Raw genomic sequence first — 16,643 nt, forward strand, 5'->3', positions numbered from 1 at the left:
ACCCTTTTGAAGGGAATTTCATTTTATTTGTTCTCTTAAGTTGATGGGCATGGGTACATAGCAAAAACATTAAACCTTGAAGCTTCACTCGGTGTTGTTTTCGTAGCTCTTAGTGTTCCAAGGCTTATTTTTATGATTATCGGCGGCGCTGTAGCTGATAAATTCCCGAAAAAAAACATTATGTTTTACTCCAATATTATTCGAGCGATTCTTGTCGCAACCATTCTCACATGGTTTATCGTTGGTGATGTAACACTATATACATTTGCTTTATTCGCTTTATTCTTTGGACTTGCTGATGCTTTTTTCTGGTCAGCTGACGGATCAATCTTACCTGAACTTGTAGAAAAAAGCCGTTTAACACAAGCAAACTCACTTACACAAATGACGAACCAAGCATCAGTCATCTTAGGCCCTGTACTTGGTGGAATTCTGATCAAATTTACAAACTACGAGACAATATTTTCCATTACAATTTTATTACTGATTGTCGCAGCCATACTCGTTCAAAAAATACAATTTACGATGCCAGAACTAAAAGATACAGATAAAGGTATGTTCACTTCTATTAAAGAAGGAATCTTATATGTAAAGGAATCGCCATTCCTTTCAACTTTCCTTCTTTGTAGCGCCTTTTTAAATTTATTTTTAATTGGTCCGATGCAGGTCGGTTTCCCGCTTTTCGTTAAAAATGTTCTGCACGGTGACTCGCTCCATTTCAGTTACTTAGAAGCATCTGTAGGCGGCGGAATGGCAATAGGCGCTGTCATTGTCGGTTTAAAAAATATTAATCGTAGACGCGGACTATTTTGCATTATCATGATGCTACTGTCTGGTGTATTCTTCTTATCCATCAACTTTAGCACCGTACTTTGGCAAGCATTATTAGCCGGCATGTTTTATGGTATTACAATTGCAATGGCTATCGTTCCGCTTATGGCGATGATTCAATCGACAGTAAAAGAGGAAATGATGGGACGCGTAATGAGCTTACTTATGCTATCATCAATGGGCTTTATCCCGCTCTCTTATGCATTCACATCAATTGCACTTGCAATGGGAATTCCAATCGTAACCGTTATGAAAAGCGGTGCAATTGCTGTTATCGTCTTCGTACTATTTGTAGCGATTCGTGTCCCAGTTGTAAGAAAGTTCGATTAGCTACTTGGAGTCATGTGTTATACGCATGGCTCCTTTTTAAACGGATCAAATAACGGTATCCCCTTACTTCGTCTCACAGCTACTCCCCATTCTAGTCCAACCTCTAAAAATAGATCCCGCACTGTACTATATAAAAGCGCCTTAACATTTTTACGGATTTCCCCATATTTATACGCTCTCACAACACTCTTTACTCGCCAAATGAAATTTCCATACACTTCTTCATCAGCTAATATTTGCTCTAGCAAAACACCTTGCTCTAGTAACCCGCTCTTTTTATAAGCAAGCTCCACCTTACTCCACAGTAAGTTAATCTTCTTCGGGTTACTTGTCATTGGCACAAGTGCGTATATAAAAGGCTTTGGTATATCGTGACGACAATACGTTTCATCAAGCTCGTACGTTCCTTTTCTTTTCTCTTTTATTTGTGGAATGTTTTTAGAAAGAATTGTTTCCCCCTCGCTTTTTTGCTCCTTTCGGCTACAGCCAGCTGCATAATCCTCACTTTCACATGCGGACATTTTCATACGGTCATCCATGCGGTCAATTGCAGATGCAAGAAATACATATAAGTTCGCACTATATCCACCGCGTTTATGTCTTTCCTTTGTCGCAACACGCTTTATTATTCCTAGTTCCTCTAACTTTGCAATTGAACGGCGTACTGTACGAATACTTTTCCCAATATTTGTAGCAATCGTCTCCATTAACGGACAAGCAACTCCCACTGTTTTCTGTTTCTCATTCACTGCATACTTTCCTAAAAAATAAATAATGGTAGCATCCGTTTTATTCAATTGAAATCGATAACACTTCAAAACTTGTTTTTGATATGCATTAAACTCTTCTTTACTTTGAAATTCACTGTATGGTTTCATTAAATTATATAAGCTTCCCATTTATATCACCTCATTTATAAGTAAGAGGCAGGAAGAGAATTTGGCGTGGAATTTAATATTTTTTTAATGGAGATGAAAATATGATCGTAATTAGCGCTTGTTTAGGTGGTATCGCTTGTCGATATGACGGAAATGACAATCTCGTTTCAAAAATAGAGGAGCTACTACAAAAAGAAGATACAGTCCTCATTTGTCCTGAAGTATTAGGGGGACTACCAACGCCTCGTCCCTCAGCTGAAATTATTGGTGGGAATGGCGACGACGTTTTGGACGGAAAAGCGAAAGTGATGACAAGAAATGGTGAAGATGTCACAGAAGCTTTTGTAAATGGTGCTTATAAAGCATTAGAACAAATTAAAGATTTACAACCAGAATATATTATTTTAAAGGAACGCAGCCCATCTTGTGGCAGTTCTACGATTTACACTGGAGAATTTAACGGCAATAAGCAAGTTGGTTACGGAGTAACTACTGCTTTATTTAAAAGACACGGATTTAAAGTCATTTCAGAAGAAGAATTTGAAAACAAAAAAAGGAATTGACCCTGTTCGTCAATTCCTTTTTACCTGTCTTATTTCACACTTAATTTTTCTTTCACTTTCGCTGGAAGCTCGTCTTTCTTCACTTCTTCCCAAGCTGATACACCTTTTTTATCTGAATGATATACACGTAGAAATGCTTCTTTACGAAGATTTTTTTGTGCATTAAATTCTAATTCTTTCTCTTTACCGTCTTTATCAAATCCAGTTAGTTTATATTGATAATCTTTATATGGTTCACCATTACTAGACTTACCATTATACTCTTTTCCATCTACTGTAATTTGAACGTAATACTCATCTTTACCCATACGGTTTAAATCACAACCAACTAACAAGCTTGCGAATACAACTAAAATACTAAACAGTGCAATGTACCTTTTCATTTCCTTCACCTCATATGTTTTTTCTTATATTCTTATCTTAAAGCCCAGAGCTTAAAGAAGAAATTCAAAAACATGACATGAACATTACACTTTTGTAAGATAATAATTATTTCTTCACTTTAGAAATTGTCATTCCATCACCAATTGGAACGAGTACAGATTCTAAATGCGGGTCGTTTGCTATCATTTCATTAAACTTCTTCATAACTTCTGTATAACGTTTTTGTTTCGCACGCTCATCAGCTACACTACCGCCAATAACGTCTTTCACGCCAATTTCGCCACTTATCATGTAATTTCCTTATACCGTTTATTACGCCTTCTATTATGCCCTCAATTATAATCTCTATTACAAGATATCTTACTAAACTAATAATAGGTTTAATTACGTATCTCCCTATGAATTCAAAAATATCCTCCATCATATTTTCCTCCTTCTTTCAAAAGAAAGCTGCTACTACTCCGCGTCCTTTTACGTCCAGTTACAACTGCTGCCCTACTGCGGTATATGCCAACAAAAACAATACGACAACAACATCCACAATAACGCTATTGAATTTGGAAGAGACTTCGGTAAATACTATAGTTAACATGGCTAATAAAATTATTTTTCCATCTATATTCGGGTATGCTCCCAAAAACTTTATAAAATCAACGACAACTTTACTACAACTCTTCCCATAACTAGTTTATTATCGTGGTAAACCATCTTCCACTACATCCGTAACAGTTCCATTCGGTTCAAAGATTACACGTAATGATCCTTCTCCACCATAACCAGTATAATCATATACTGAATAAGATTTATATTTCTCAATCACATGTGGCTGTCCAATTGCAGCTTTTACCTGATTCGCGGGCATACCTTTTTTTATTTTCAAATAGTGATTGTAACTTACTGCTGCCGAATTGTTATTTACATCTTTATACCACGGTACACGATCGTTTTTTTCTTCATATTCCTTTACAGGCTCTTCAATACGTTTCGTAGATACCCGATTCTCTTTCTCTTTATCTTTATCTGTATCCTTTATAGCAGTACGTTCAATATTCACAACGTAACCATATGTATTTAATTCAACTATAATTTCATATGTACCATCCGTATCTTTTTCAGTATAAAATACGCGTTTTTCATTGTTATTATAATGTTTTACGTTCTCACCACCGTAGTCAATCGTATTAAGAATATCCGTATACGTCATACCTTCCTCAATCTTTTGAGATTCATCATGAGAAATATAACGCTTCTGTGATGATGGAGCGTCCTCGTCTTTAATACTTTCACGTTTGCTCGTAGTCATAGGTGTTTTCTTCTGATCTTTTAGTACGTCACCTTCCGCCTTCGCTGGTTGCTTTGCTCCTACTTTTGTTAATACGTCTGTATCGCTAGAACAAGCTCCCAAAATCGATACTGTAGTCAACGCCATCCCTACTATAAGTACTCTCTTAAATGACTTCACTCTAATCCCCCCGGTATTTTTTAATATCTAGTAATCAACGTATTTTAATTAATACGGAACTATTCAGTTCTATACAATTTGCTATAGCCTTCTCCCTCATGCACCTTTTTTATATAAAATGAAACTTTAATCAGTAGGGCTCTTACTGCCCGTTAATGCGGGATAAATCTACCTAGCAGTAATAACCGATGCAACTACAGCTAGTCCGAACATAATCCCCAATCATCTTCGTTACAAATATTAACATTAAATATAACTAATAAATAGTATAATTCTGCTATTCATTTACATTTCTGTTGCATAATCTTGTCTTAAACGAACAATATGAAAGTCGAATTTACAACACTTATCATATATTCTATATATAATAACATTCAAATAAAATTCTAAAGTAACTTTGCACTCTTCTGGCTTACCAGCATTCGTCGCTGTACGGAAAGATGATCCAAATCTGCATGATGCGATTGCGTTTAGATAATCAATCGTGAATTATGCGTTCAATTTAAAGCAGGTTAAAAAATAATAACTCCTTATTCAATTAACATATGCATTAGTTTAACAACCTAATGCTGCTGTACCAACTGATAGTTTAGTTTTTAATATGTGAAAAGGGATTTCTAAATGATGAATTGAATATATATTTATTGTTTACTCGTTTTTAAGAGGTTCCTTTATGGGAGATAAGCTTTACTATATTCCTGTACTTCGCACAGTTCTATAATAACTAATAGTGATGCTATGACAAGATTTTCTATTAGTGAGATAAAGTATTTTTCAATTCATTTATTATAAATTGCAACTCTCGTCCTCAAGAATTATTTCTTTTGGGTGAAAGTTTTTTTATTATATAAGTTTCATTCTGTCCTAATTTAAAGGTTTCGAGAGGAGAAATGATATGAACCCTATTTTATTAGATGTTCCGTTACAAATAGAAACAGATAGACTCATTCTTCGAGCACCACTTCAAGCAGGTGAAGGGAATGTAGTACACGAAGCTATTAAAGATTCCATTAGTGAATTAAAGCAGTGGTTGTCTTTATTCCAGTCCATTCCTACTGTTGAAGAAACGGAAATTCTCCTGAGAAATGCGCATATAGATTTTTTGAAAAGAGAAAGCTTTCGCTATCTTATCTACCATAAAGAGACGAAGGATTTTATTGGAACCGCTAGCCTTCACGGAATTGATTGGAAGGTTTCTAAATGTGAAATTGGATACTGGATTAGCACGCAATTTAGTGGCAATGGATATATGACAGAAGTAGTAAATGCGTTAATAAACCTTGGATTTCAGTTATTCAAATTTAGAAGGATTGAAATACGATGTGAACGTAATAACACGAAAAGTCGTGCGATTCCTGAAAAACTAGACTTTGAACTTGAAGGGATATTACGTAATGAAAATTTTTCAGCTGACGGCAAACAACTAACTGATACTTGCATCTATGCAAAGATAAAGTGAAACTTTAATTAGCCCGTACTAATCGCACTTTTACGACAAAAAAAAGACCTTTTTAACGATTTCATCCATCGTTAAAAAGGCCTTTTTCTATTTCGGCTAAAACCTTAGCACTCTTCTGGCTTACCAGCATTCGTAGCTGTACGGAAAGATGATCCGCATCCGCATGATGCGATTGCGTTTGGATTGTCGATTGTGAATCCGCCACCAAGCATAGATTGTTTATAATCAATTTTTACTCCTTTAACAATTGGAGCACTTTCTGTATCGATAACAAATTCAACACCGAAAAACTCAAGAACTGTGTCGTCTTCTTTTGGTTCTACTTCAAATCCTAAGCCGTAAGAAAGGCCAGTACATCCGCCGCCATGTACAGCAAGGCGCACGTACTTCTCTCCATCTTCAGCATCTTTTAACATATCTTTAATTTGAAAAGCTGCTTGTTCTGTTACTTCAATCATGAAATACACCATCCTTTCTGTTCTCATTCTATTATACATCTTTACGCTTCTATCTTGTACTCATACACTCCGCGGCAAATTACTTCCGCAGGTCCTTTCATTAACACGTTTCCTTCTTCTGTCCAAGCAATCATTAAATCGCCGCCAGCTAAATGAACGGTAATTTCTTTACCACGTTCCATCTTCCCATTCAAAATAGCAGCTACAACTGCAGCGCATGCCCCTGTTCCGCAAGCTTGCGTTACACCAGAACCACGTTCCCAAACACGGAAATTCATTTCTTCATCGTTTAAAATCTCGATAAATTCAACATTCACTCGCTCTGGGAACATTTCATGTGTCTCAAGAACTGGACCAAGTGTTGTAAGAGGTGCTTTCTCTACATCCTCAACAAAAATAACCGCGTGCGGGTTCCCCATTGAAACAGCCGTAAATGCATAACGATGATTATTGTATAAGAAGTTTTCACGAATAAATGGTGTTTCACCTTCACCGAGCATCGGTATTTCTGCACGTGTTAGACGCGGTGCTCCCATATCGATTTTCGCTAATTTCACGACACCATCTTCTACTGTTACTTCAGCCGTTACAATACCAGCTAACGTTTCAATTGTGAAAACTGTTTCTTCTACTAGTTTATGCTCATACGCATATTTCGCTACGCAGCGCAAACCATTACCACAGCTCTTTCCTTCTGATCCGTCATTATTAAACATACGCATTTTCACCGGAGCTACATCAGACGGACAAATTAAAATCATTCCGTCTGCTCCAATACCAGTATTAATATTTGAAACCTTTTCCGCCACAAGAGCTAAATCTTCTTCAGGAATTTGCTCTTCAAACATATTTACATATATATAACTATTGCCAAGACCATGCATTTTTGTAAAAGAAAATTGCCTCATTTGTATTCACTCCAAAAATAATTTGTTATTTTAAGTATAGAATGCATGCTTTTAGAACACAATATGAATGTCCCCCGTTTCTCATATTTGACAACGTTTGGCGATGAGCCACTCTTACACACATTGTGTAAGAAAAAAGCCCTTCTAAAAGGGCCTTTTTTTATTTATCTCCAGTATTAACCTACCCTCCAAAATAACGTTTTATCTAAATTAAAATGAAAAAGGCGTTGCTCATTCGCAACACCTTAAAACATTGGATTTTCATCCAAATAATCATATACATTATTTACAAGCTCTTCTACTGTCGCACCTTGTACAACTTCACCATTCACAAGTGCAAATGGTCCTTCAAAACAAATACCACAATATCCTAAACAACCATATTCCATTACATCTAAATTCGGATCTTTTTCTAATTTCTCTAACGCTGCTTGTGAACCACTTGCAAGGTTACCTACACAAAATTCAATTAATGGTTTAATCAAAATTCTCCCCCCTGTACTACAAAACAAATTACCTTCTGACTTCATCTATAAGAAGAAAACTAAGCTGTCTCTTGTTGTTTTCGTTATACATCCTAAACTATTTAGTTACTTCACTATTTCACTTCAAAGTAGATGGTTTTATTTTATATAACATGCTACTTGCAATGAAATAGTAACTAAAAAGGCAAAACAGTTTACTTTACTTTTCTTCTTATTGTACAACAGAGTATTCATTCATGCATTGTTATTTGTTCACAAATTCGATATAATTTGATTGAGTAAAGTCAAAATATTTTATTAATATAAAATTTTATGATTAGGGGATATTTCAACAGAAAAGGGGTAATCCATCATGAAACACCTCGTAATACTAGGTGGCGGCTACGGTGGAATGAGAATTCTGCAACGGCTACTTCCAAGCAACCAACTTCCGGATGATGTACAAGTGACATTAATCGACAAAGTACCATATCATTGTTTCAAAACTGAATATTATGCATTAGTTGCGGGTACTATTTCAGAAACGCATATTCGTATACCGTTTCCTGAGCACCCACGCCTCAATATTCAATACGGCACAATAACACATATTGATCTCGAAGAAAAAGCGGTTCATCTCGATGGCGGCGAAGCGATCCAATATGATGATTTAATTATCGGGCTTGGCTGTGAAGATAAATATCATAACGTTCCTGGGGCGAAGGAATATACACATAGCCTACAATCGATTGAACAAACACGTAAAACATATGAACAATTAAATAGTCTAGAACCAAACGCAACTGTAGCAGTTGTTGGCGCCGGCTTAAGCGGCGTTGAAGTAGCAAGTGAACTTCGCGAAAGTCGTTCTGATTTAAAAATCTATTTATTTGATCGAAAAGATAGAATTTTATTCCCGTATCCAGAGAAATTAAGTAGATACGTAGAAGAATGGTTCGTAAAACATAAAGTTAATATTATAAGAAACTCTAACATTACAAAACTGGAACCAAATATTGTGTATAACCACGATGAACCACTTGAATGTGATGCAATCGTCTGGACAGCTGGTATTCAAGCAAATGAAGTTGTTCGAAACCTTCCAGTTGAACAAGATGGTAGCGGACGGGTTGTCTTAACTAAATATCATAATATTCCAAACAACGAGCACGTTTACGTTGTAGGAGATTGCGCAGCACTTCCACATGCACCATCTGCCCAACTTGCTGAAGGTCAAGGAGAACAAATTGTCCAAATATTATTAAAACGTTGGAATAATGAACCACTCCCTGATGAACTACCTGTTATTAAATTAAAGGGTGTTCTAGGATCTCTTGGTAAAAAGCATGGATTCGGTTTACTCGCAAATCAACCATTAATGGGACGTGTACCAAGATTATTAAAATCCGGTCTTCTTTGGATGTACAAATATCATAAGGGTTAATACTTTACAGGCTGTCTACTATGTAGGCAGCTTCTTTGCATCAGTTTTTAAAAATTATCAGACACATCTTTCTCAATATGTATAATGATTTATTTTTCATTTTAATATTAAAAACTATCGATGAATAGTGTATGCTATTTGTAAGTTGTTTTATTATTTCCTTTAAGACCGAATTCATTCGGTCTTATTTTTTATGTGATAAATACTTTTATAGGAGGCATTACATTCCACTTATGAACTTATCGAAACTAAACAATCGAATAGAAGCGAAAAAGAAAGAGTTAATCTATCTCGTTGAACGATACGGATTCACTCATGATAAAGTGATTTCTTTCAGCCAAGAATTAGATCGTTTACTTAACTTACTAATAAAACTTAAAACGAAGAAAAAACGTTGTTCGTTATAACCATTTCTCCCTCTTTTTTTGATACGATATAACTAGAATCAGAAAGGAGCGATTTATGTTTATATTAAAAGACGTTATATATAAAGATATACTACACATTCCTTATTTACAGATTCAAAAAGAAAAGATTACTTGCATTATCGGTGAAAGCGGAAGCGGAAAAAGCACGTTGCTTCGCATGTTAAACGATTTACAATCTCCAACATCCGGCACAATTGAATATAACGGAAAGTTAATTTCTGATTATCCGCCTATTCAATTACGTCGTGACGTAGTTATGCTTGGGCAAACTCCACCTCTTTTTGATGGAACCGTTAAAGAAAATCTATTAATGGGACTTCGTCTTTCTGAAAAACCATTTCCAAATGATGATGCCCTGCGGAGCGCACTACAAACCGTTAACTTAGACAAGCAATTAGAAGATAGCGCCTCCTCATTATCCGGCGGTGAAAAACAAAGACTTGCCTTTGCACGTATCGTACTTATGGATCCGCCTGTCTATTTATTAGATGAACCAACTTCAGCATTAGACAGTGATACAGAACGCCGCGTTATGAAACAATTTACTGAACTAGCACGAAAAAAGAAAAAAACAATTATCTTCATCACACACTCACAACAACTTCCAGAAGAAATTGCAGACGACATTATTGAGATTAGTAAAGCAAACGGTGCAACTAGAAAGGAAGTGCTCTCTGTTGAAGGGCGTTATTGAACTCCAAATTTGGCAACTTGCAGCTGCCTATATTTTTATTCTTATTTTAATTGGACTTGTAAAATTAAAAGGAATACCTCGCGAAAAACAAATCGCGCTCGCAACATTCCGTATGACGATTCAGCTCGTACTTGTTGCATATGTCCTTACATACGTATTTGAAAACAGTAATCCATTTTATACAATTGCTCTTATTACTTCTATTACTACCTTTGCAATTTTTAATATTTATAAACGAGTTAACATCCCAATGTCTAAAGAATTAAAACGAGTAGCTGCCCTTTCCATGGTCGCTGGATCAATTGGACCACTTCTACTATTTATTTTTGTTATTATCGGTCATGACCCTTGGTATGCTCCGCAATATATCGTCCCTATTACAGGAATGTTAGTTGGGAATGCCATGACTGGCGTTTCTCTCGGTGCAAATACGTTCTTAAACAATATGAAGTCGCAAAGAGGTCAAATTGAAGGTGCACTTATGCTCGGCGCAACACCGAAAGAAGCTGCTGCTCCGCTCATTCGAGACGCTTTTGATTCTGCTATTTTACCAACAATTAATTCTATGGTCGGAATGGGAATTATAAGCTTACCAGGCATGATGACTGGTCAAATATTATCCGGTGTATCACCATTCACAGCCATTCAATATCAAATCGCTATCATACTCGGTATTTCAGGAAGTACCGCCTTTGCTGTCATTATCTTTTTACAGCTTGGATATAAAACATTCTTTACTAAACGATGTCAGTTGAAAGAAATTGACTATGATGCACGGTGAATCGTGCGTAGTTCACGATGAATGAAATTATATTAACGATTTTTTCAATATATCTATCATAACTTGCAATATATCAACGATTTTTCAAATATATCTATCATAACTCAGAATATATCAACGATTTTGTACGAAATATCGATTTACCGACAAAAAGTGACATAATAAAAAGAGGAGGCTATTCGCCTCCTCTTTTTATTTGTACTACGCCTTCTTAACGAACTGTGATTTTAACTTCATAGCTCCGAAACCGTCGATTTTGCAATCGATATCGTGATCGCCATCAACTAGACGGATACTCTTTACTTTCGTACCGATCTTCACAACTGAAGAAGTTCCTTTTACTTTTAAATCTTTAATAACAGTAACAGCATCGCCATCTTGAAGAACGTTTCCGTTCGCATCTTTTACAACTTTTGCACCATCATTATTTTCAGCTTCTGCGTCTTGGCCCCACTCATGAGCACATTCTGGACATACGAAAAGAACGCCATCCTCATACGTATATTCTGAATTACATTTTGGACAATTTGGTAAAGTAGCCATAAATTCATTTCCTCCGTTCATTATTTATACGTAAAAATCAAAATTGATGTTTACATCTCGATAAATAAAATTTGTATAGCATTTCTTTATAGTGCCATAGTCTCACGTTATTGACAAGCCTACCTCAAATTCTCATTTTTTATTGTATTTTACAAATTTTCAATTCGTATGCCTTTTTTCTATTTGTTCTTCTACTAATTTTAAAAATCTTCGTTGTGCATTTTTATTTTTTACGAGCAATCGAACTCTTAACTTACTTTGTAAATATGAACGAACTTTGTAGTTCGTAATAAATAATTTTCGATACTTCTCGTCTTCATACATCATTCGAAACCATTCATACTGCTGCAAGTAAAGTATGTTAGCATCAATCTTTTTCGTGTGTAAACCCGTACTTAAACTAATAGATCCTATTAGAGCTTCTATTAATGCTGAAATCATTTCTCTCCCCCCTAATAAATAAAAGAAGAACCTTCACAAGATTCTTCTTTTCAAAATGAACGAGTTCCCTCTAGAAACCCCAATTATTTTCTTCAATGTAAATTTGATATTCTTCTACTTCTTCTTCACTTAACTTCTTATTATTTTCATATACCTCTTGCCACTCGAAATAATCTTCATCGAAATAAACAGCAAATTTAATTTTCACGTTTTTCTTCTCTGTATAATCATAACCAGTAAACTCTACTACATCATAATCTTTTTCTTTCTTCACAAACTTCCAGGTTGGATTATCAGTCATAATCTCTAAAGTAACCCCTTCACCAGTTGAACGAACAACATTTTTAATATTCGGCTCAGTTGGTAAAAGAGAAAGTCCGAGCATAGCTCCGCCAAACACAATCCCGACTATAACTTGTAAACCAATCATACCAGCTACACTAGCGCCACCCTTAGATTGTAAGAAATACGCCTTCTCATGATCAGACGCATCCTCTCCCTTACGAAAAACACGAACAGCCTGCTTATAATATAAACGGTTTCCTTGCCATCCAGTAAATATCATCATTCCTAATTGAAGAGCTAAACTAAATGTTACATAAATCCCCTCTGGAATATCTATAAAAGGGGTTATAACTATACTAGGTATAGCCAATAACGCAAATATAATAAATAACTTATACATTTTGCGATAAGCTAACCAAAAGGTTGGGAAGAAAAAGGCTACCCAATTCCATGTATTCCCTTGCGCAGGGTTTTCTACTTTACCCCACTTAAAATCATAATAAGCTGTATTCTTTTGAACAACTTTATGTAATTCTTGTGGAGAAATCGTTTCTTGTAAAACAGTGTCCTTCACGTACATCATCCTTTTCTTATTTCTATATACATTTATTGTATATGGACAAAATGAAGGAATCTAACAAAAAGTACACATATTTCATAAAAATGAACGGAAATCGAATATATTCCGACAATTATCCGTTTCTTATTTCATTTTACTTTTAAATATATTAAAATAATCGTGTATCATATCTTTAATACACTAAGTTAATTATTTTATATATTCACTAAAAAGGATGCATCAAAATCATTTTTATACATCTTTTTTAGTGAATATATACTACTATTTTAAAACAAACATCTCGACTTAAGAGAGCTCACAAATTAACCTTCTATTATTTCAAACATATTTCCACTCACGCAACTAATGAATAATCCATTATTAACTTCCTCAATTGATACAATAAAATCTATTACAACAACATTTTTAGGAAGTTTAATTATATCTTTTACTTCGCCACATTCAGCATCAAGTATTATCAATTCTAAATTTGAAGTTGCAATGTAAATTTCTCCATCTTTATATAACAGAACCTCTGTAATATCATGTAGAATAGTATTGTTCCAAAGCACTTTACCTGTTTGAATATTAATACCACAAATTCTGCCTTCTCCTAAGGACAATACCATCATCTCTCCGATAAGAAATGGAGGCAATTCAATTTCAAAAGACATATTTACTTCATATAACTTTTGACCGCTCTTATGATCATAACATTGTATTTGTCTACTTACCCCTTCATATCCATACTCAGTTCTTGTTAATAGTATTGTCGCTTCCGTTGATCCAATGCAAGCGTACCATACCTCATCAAAAGCTTTTTCGAAAATTAAGTTACAACCTTCTTTTCCATATTCCCACTTTTGTAATACCTCTATTGCTACACATATAAAATGTTCATTAGTTAAAGTAACTGGTTCATTTGGATTACAATCTTCAATCATTTGTTTCCATAGTGTAGAAGCGTTTAATAATTGAATGGCAATTGCAACATTACTATATGCATCAACTTCGCCATCTTCATCAAAAGGATTCCCTGCTAATACATAGTAATCTGGGCCAAGATGGCACTGCAATTTTTCTCCTCCGACTCGAACATTCTTTTCCCATACTTTTACTCCACTTTCAAGCTCTAATAAAACATTGTAGCCTTCTTGTGTAATAACTAGTAAACGTGGTAACTCTTCTCCCGTAGTTTTTACATCTTGTATAATATGCCCTTCTATTTCTAAATCCCATAGAAGCTCTCCACAACTTGATGAAATAGCATACAATTTCGCAATACTTTCTCCAAATCTATTTGCATGCCAAATAATTACGACACCATTCACAGTAATGCAATTACAATCTTCTACTATTGGAATACGGCACTGCCAAATCTCTTCTTTCGTTTCACTATCGAGTTTACGAATTCTGTGGTTATTTTCCTCTACATAAAAGATACTCTTCTTATCATGAGATAGTACCGGAGTAAATATCGGTTCAACCTCTCTCCCTTTTAAATACTTCCATTTTAATTCATACTTGTCACTTGTAGAATGATAAGTTCGATACATAATTTCGTCATTTCCATTTACAAGTTTAGGAACAAATGGATCAATTTCTAACATTCTATGGTAAGCATCTTTGATTCGAAAAGAATCAACTCCACTCATGTAAATCTGCCCTATCTCCTTTTTAAGAAACGAAAAGAGTACTCGTAAAAATTGCTCGCTATCAACACTAGCTAACTTCTTGCCTCTCTGATTAATAATGAGAAACTCCCCATCTTTCTTCTTAAATTCCATCTTTTTTTCATATTCATTTAAAAAAATTGTAGCGTCATCATATTTAAAAACCTCGATACAAGCATCAAACAACTGACAAATCGGTCCTATTATGTCTGTTTTTTCTTCAAACACAATTCTCTCATCTATACTAAGTACTATTTCTCCAGCATTTTCTGTCGGCAGTTTATTTAGTTCGATTTGAAACTTTTTCATTATTTCCTCCCTCTTAATCACATTGAAATACTATTTTATTTCTCGCACATTCCCCTTCACTTTCTCAATAATATCTTCTATACGTTCCGCTATACATTCCAGCTCCCAGTCTCCCTCACCGTGCATAGCTGTATAAACCGGACAATCCTCATCATTACTATCTACAAAAATCGGGTCTCCAAGATATGAATCTATCCCTATTACAATCCATCCTTCTTTCCAATCTCCTTCTTCATTCCCGACTAAGCTTTGTCCTTCTTCATCAAAACTATAACCAAGTTGCCCTTCTTCTATTTCTTCACTATTAAACAATTCTATCGTCATAGGTTCAGATTCATACTCTAGCTCAATTTCATTATCCTCAGCACGATCTACATGTGCTAAAAGTTGTTTAATTTTATTATGGTTAATCATGTTATCTTCTCCATTCTATCTTTTTAAAATCTAATTTTATTCATAATGAGCTGCCGCAAGTAACATTTGAGCAATAAACTTCCATGGAATATTTTCTGGAAACTTCTCTCCTTGATTTATATAAACCGATTCACAAGAACCTAACCAACTATTTAATGCCTCTAAATAAGTCTCTACCTCTACATTTTCCCATTCATCTTTATTCACTTTAAAATCCTTTTGGAGGTATACAAGAAATTTTAATAAATCTTCTTTAGAATTTACGTGATCGAGGTATTCATACACATCCATACTCCGTCCCTCCCTCTATTGCGTGTTATCTAAACTAACTATAATATATGACATAAGATTCTTAAAACTATTATTTGAGGTGACCGAATATGAAGAGTACAATTTGGGCAGACGATGACTATTTAAAACTAGCACCCCTTAACGATGAACTAATCAAAAAAGCAGAAGAAGTACTGAACGTAAAGCTTCCAGAATCATACATAAACCTTCTAAAAGAACAAAATGGGGGAACTCTTCGTCTTGATACTCACCCTACTTCAGAGCCGAATTCTTGGGCAGACGATCACGTTAATGTTTCTGGCTTATATGGCATTTCTTTTGATGAAAATGAATCTAGTATTTTAGAGAGCCGTTATTTAATTCAGGAATGGGAAATGCCTGAGAATATCGTACTCTTGTCTGGTGATGGACATACATGGATTGCATTAGACTATCGAAATGTAGCTGAAAATCCCCCAGTTATATTTATCGATAATGAGTTTGAGGAAATTATTGAATTAGCACCTAACTTTGAAAGTTTCTTACAAAACTTAACTACGTATGAATATGACGAAGAATAAGTCTCGCTCTAAAAAGGATCGAGATTTCATTACAAATTTACACGCCACTTTAAAACCACTCGGCTTTAAGAAAAAAAGACATACATTTTTCAAAGCTGAAAACAGATTTTATAAGCTCATTAACATACAAAAAAGCCAGTTTGGAGATGACTTTTATATAAATATAGGAGTCCACCCTATCGGTCTACCGCAGCTTATTACAAACCAATTACAATTAAAAGAAAACATTTCAATATTCGATTGCATTCTACAAACGAGAATAGAGCCTATACATATCAAACAGAACCAGTTATTGCATAATGTTTCACATGAAACTATCGAAATTCCGAATTACCTTTCTACTATTTTCGACTGGTTTCAAACGTGGGCATCTTATGAAAATTTAGTGGAAACAAATATACATTCCATTACTCCTGTACTAGCTGTCGTTCCCATGCCCATCAACTTAAGCCTTTTTACTACCCCCAAGTACAAAAAAACGTTA

The 16,643-nt window shown here is 34.9% G+C and carries 21 protein-coding genes and 3 pseudogenes; 9 read left to right on the forward strand and 15 right to left on the reverse strand.

Annotation, left to right across the window (positions count from 1 at the left end; translation table 11 throughout):
- Positions 1 to 54: 54 nt before the first annotated feature.
- Positions 55 to 1,161 (forward strand): annotated as a pseudogene (locus tag ACODS7_RS27265) (MFS transporter); the annotation flags it as partial.
- 17 nt (positions 1,162 to 1,178) lie between these two features.
- Here ACODS7_RS27265 and ACODS7_RS27270 read toward each other — a convergent pair.
- Positions 1,179 to 2,060: a helix-turn-helix domain-containing protein gene (locus ACODS7_RS27270; RefSeq protein ID WP_243169144.1), complete on the reverse strand. Its 882-nt coding sequence runs from the start codon at positions 2,058 to 2,060 to the stop codon at positions 1,179 to 1,181.
- A gap of 80 nt (positions 2,061 to 2,140) precedes the next feature.
- On the opposite strand from ACODS7_RS27270, the gene ACODS7_RS27275 reads away from it, so the two are divergent.
- Entirely contained in the window at positions 2,141 to 2,602 is a 462-nt protein-coding gene (locus tag ACODS7_RS27275) for a 2-thiouracil desulfurase family protein (RefSeq protein WP_029443507.1), read from the forward strand.
- A gap of 29 nt (positions 2,603 to 2,631) precedes the next feature.
- On the opposite strand, the gene ACODS7_RS27280 is transcribed toward ACODS7_RS27275, so the two are convergent.
- From ACODS7_RS27280 to ACODS7_RS27300, 5 genes and pseudogenes are all read right to left on the reverse strand, one after another.
- A complete protein-coding gene (locus ACODS7_RS27280; RefSeq protein WP_016079868.1) occupies positions 2,632 to 2,985 on the reverse strand; it encodes a YxeA family protein in 354 nt (117 codons plus the stop codon).
- A 106-nt stretch (positions 2,986 to 3,091) separates the two neighbouring features.
- Positions 3,092 to 3,277 carry an O-methyltransferase gene (locus tag ACODS7_RS27285; protein ID WP_016079867.1) on the reverse strand — a complete coding sequence of 62 codons (186 nt, stop codon included), beginning with the start codon at positions 3,275 to 3,277 and terminating at the stop codon, positions 3,092 to 3,094.
- Between the two features lie 113 nt (positions 3,278 to 3,390).
- A pseudogene (locus tag ACODS7_RS27290) lies at positions 3,391 to 3,578 on the reverse strand (hypothetical protein).
- Between the two features lie 99 nt (positions 3,579 to 3,677).
- A complete protein-coding gene (locus ACODS7_RS27295; RefSeq protein WP_048563703.1) occupies positions 3,678 to 4,448 on the reverse strand; it encodes a hypothetical protein in 771 nt (256 codons plus the stop codon).
- 399 nt (positions 4,449 to 4,847) lie between these two features.
- Positions 4,848 to 4,937, reverse strand: a pseudogene (locus ACODS7_RS27300) (iron-sulfur cluster assembly accessory protein); the annotation flags it as partial.
- A 406-nt stretch (positions 4,938 to 5,343) separates the two neighbouring features.
- Between ACODS7_RS27300 and ACODS7_RS27305 the strand changes: the two are divergent.
- Positions 5,344 to 5,907 (forward strand): GNAT family N-acetyltransferase, encoded by a 564-nt coding sequence (locus tag ACODS7_RS27305; protein ID WP_029443510.1) that lies wholly within the window; start codon positions 5,344 to 5,346, stop codon positions 5,905 to 5,907.
- Between the two features lie 104 nt (positions 5,908 to 6,011).
- On the opposite strand, the gene ACODS7_RS27310 is transcribed toward ACODS7_RS27305, so the two are convergent.
- The 3 genes from ACODS7_RS27310 to ACODS7_RS27320 form a co-directional block, all read right to left on the reverse strand.
- Positions 6,012 to 6,365 carry a HesB/IscA family protein gene (locus ACODS7_RS27310; RefSeq protein ID WP_000573830.1) on the reverse strand — a complete coding sequence of 118 codons (354 nt, stop codon included), beginning with the start codon at positions 6,363 to 6,365 and terminating at the stop codon, positions 6,012 to 6,014.
- Positions 6,366 to 6,406: 41 nt separating this feature from the next.
- Positions 6,407 to 7,273 carry a diaminopimelate epimerase gene (gene dapF / locus ACODS7_RS27315; RefSeq protein WP_029443511.1) on the reverse strand — a complete coding sequence of 289 codons (867 nt, stop codon included), beginning with the start codon at positions 7,271 to 7,273 and terminating at the stop codon, positions 6,407 to 6,409.
- Between the two features lie 245 nt (positions 7,274 to 7,518).
- Positions 7,519 to 7,758, reverse strand: coding sequence for a YuzB family protein (locus tag ACODS7_RS27320; protein ID WP_000595025.1), 240 nt, complete (start codon positions 7,756 to 7,758; stop codon positions 7,519 to 7,521).
- Between the two features lie 352 nt (positions 7,759 to 8,110).
- On the opposite strand from ACODS7_RS27320, the gene ACODS7_RS27325 reads away from it, so the two are divergent.
- From ACODS7_RS27325 to ACODS7_RS27340, 4 genes are all read left to right on the forward strand, one after another.
- Positions 8,111 to 9,181 (forward strand): NAD(P)/FAD-dependent oxidoreductase, encoded by a 1,071-nt coding sequence (locus ACODS7_RS27325; RefSeq protein WP_243169143.1) that lies wholly within the window; start codon positions 8,111 to 8,113, stop codon positions 9,179 to 9,181.
- A 233-nt stretch (positions 9,182 to 9,414) separates the two neighbouring features.
- Positions 9,415 to 9,588: an aspartyl-phosphate phosphatase Spo0E family protein gene (locus ACODS7_RS27330; protein ID WP_001054089.1), complete on the forward strand. Its 174-nt coding sequence runs from the start codon at positions 9,415 to 9,417 to the stop codon at positions 9,586 to 9,588.
- A 55-nt stretch (positions 9,589 to 9,643) separates the two neighbouring features.
- Positions 9,644 to 10,303 carry an ABC transporter ATP-binding protein gene (locus ACODS7_RS27335; protein ID WP_029443513.1) on the forward strand — a complete coding sequence of 220 codons (660 nt, stop codon included), beginning with the start codon at positions 9,644 to 9,646 and terminating at the stop codon, positions 10,301 to 10,303.
- Positions 10,287 to 11,084, forward strand: coding sequence for an ABC transporter permease (locus ACODS7_RS27340; RefSeq protein ID WP_016079861.1), 798 nt, complete (start codon positions 10,287 to 10,289; stop codon positions 11,082 to 11,084). The genes ACODS7_RS27335 and ACODS7_RS27340 overlap by 17 nt, the downstream gene beginning before the upstream one ends.
- Positions 11,085 to 11,285: 201 nt before the next feature.
- Here the strand turns inward: ACODS7_RS27340 and phnA are convergent, their stop codons facing one another.
- The 6 genes from phnA to ACODS7_RS27370 all read right to left on the reverse strand — a co-directional run bounded on the left by phnA (position 11,286) and on the right by ACODS7_RS27370 (position 15,599).
- Positions 11,286 to 11,627, reverse strand: coding sequence for an alkylphosphonate utilization operon protein PhnA (gene phnA, locus ACODS7_RS27345; RefSeq protein ID WP_000212735.1), 342 nt, complete (start codon positions 11,625 to 11,627; stop codon positions 11,286 to 11,288).
- A gap of 159 nt (positions 11,628 to 11,786) precedes the next feature.
- Positions 11,787 to 12,068 carry a hypothetical protein gene (locus ACODS7_RS27350; RefSeq protein WP_016079860.1) on the reverse strand — a complete coding sequence of 94 codons (282 nt, stop codon included), beginning with the start codon at positions 12,066 to 12,068 and terminating at the stop codon, positions 11,787 to 11,789.
- A 70-nt stretch (positions 12,069 to 12,138) separates the two neighbouring features.
- Positions 12,139 to 12,936 carry a DUF2628 domain-containing protein gene (locus tag ACODS7_RS27355; protein ID WP_072940842.1) on the reverse strand — a complete coding sequence of 266 codons (798 nt, stop codon included), beginning with the start codon at positions 12,934 to 12,936 and terminating at the stop codon, positions 12,139 to 12,141.
- 299 nt (positions 12,937 to 13,235) lie between these two features.
- Complete coding sequence (locus ACODS7_RS27360; protein WP_050844655.1) at positions 13,236 to 14,894, reverse strand: outer membrane protein assembly factor BamB family protein; 1,659 nt, start codon at positions 14,892 to 14,894, stop codon at positions 13,236 to 13,238.
- Between the two features lie 30 nt (positions 14,895 to 14,924).
- Positions 14,925 to 15,308 (reverse strand): hypothetical protein, encoded by a 384-nt coding sequence (locus ACODS7_RS27365; RefSeq protein WP_029443515.1) that lies wholly within the window; start codon positions 15,306 to 15,308, stop codon positions 14,925 to 14,927.
- A 36-nt stretch (positions 15,309 to 15,344) separates the two neighbouring features.
- Positions 15,345 to 15,599, reverse strand: a complete 255-nt coding sequence (locus ACODS7_RS27370; protein WP_029443516.1) for a DUF7660 family protein — start codon at positions 15,597 to 15,599, stop codon at positions 15,345 to 15,347.
- Between the two features lie 89 nt (positions 15,600 to 15,688).
- Here ACODS7_RS27370 and ACODS7_RS27375 point away from each other — a divergent pair, with 89 nt between their 5' ends.
- Both ACODS7_RS27375 and ACODS7_RS27380 read left to right on the forward strand, forming a co-directional pair.
- The gene (locus ACODS7_RS27375) at positions 15,689 to 16,159 is read left to right on the forward strand and encodes an SMI1/KNR4 family protein (RefSeq protein ID WP_029443517.1); all 471 of its coding nucleotides are present in this window, start codon (positions 15,689 to 15,691) and stop codon (positions 16,157 to 16,159) included.
- Positions 16,146 to 16,643 (forward strand): DUF4304 domain-containing protein (locus tag ACODS7_RS27380; protein WP_488828042.1); only part of this gene is annotated, 498 nt, incomplete at its 3' end. The genes ACODS7_RS27375 and ACODS7_RS27380, both read left to right, overlap by 14 nt.

Source organism: Bacillus sp. FG16 (assembly GCF_057809515.1).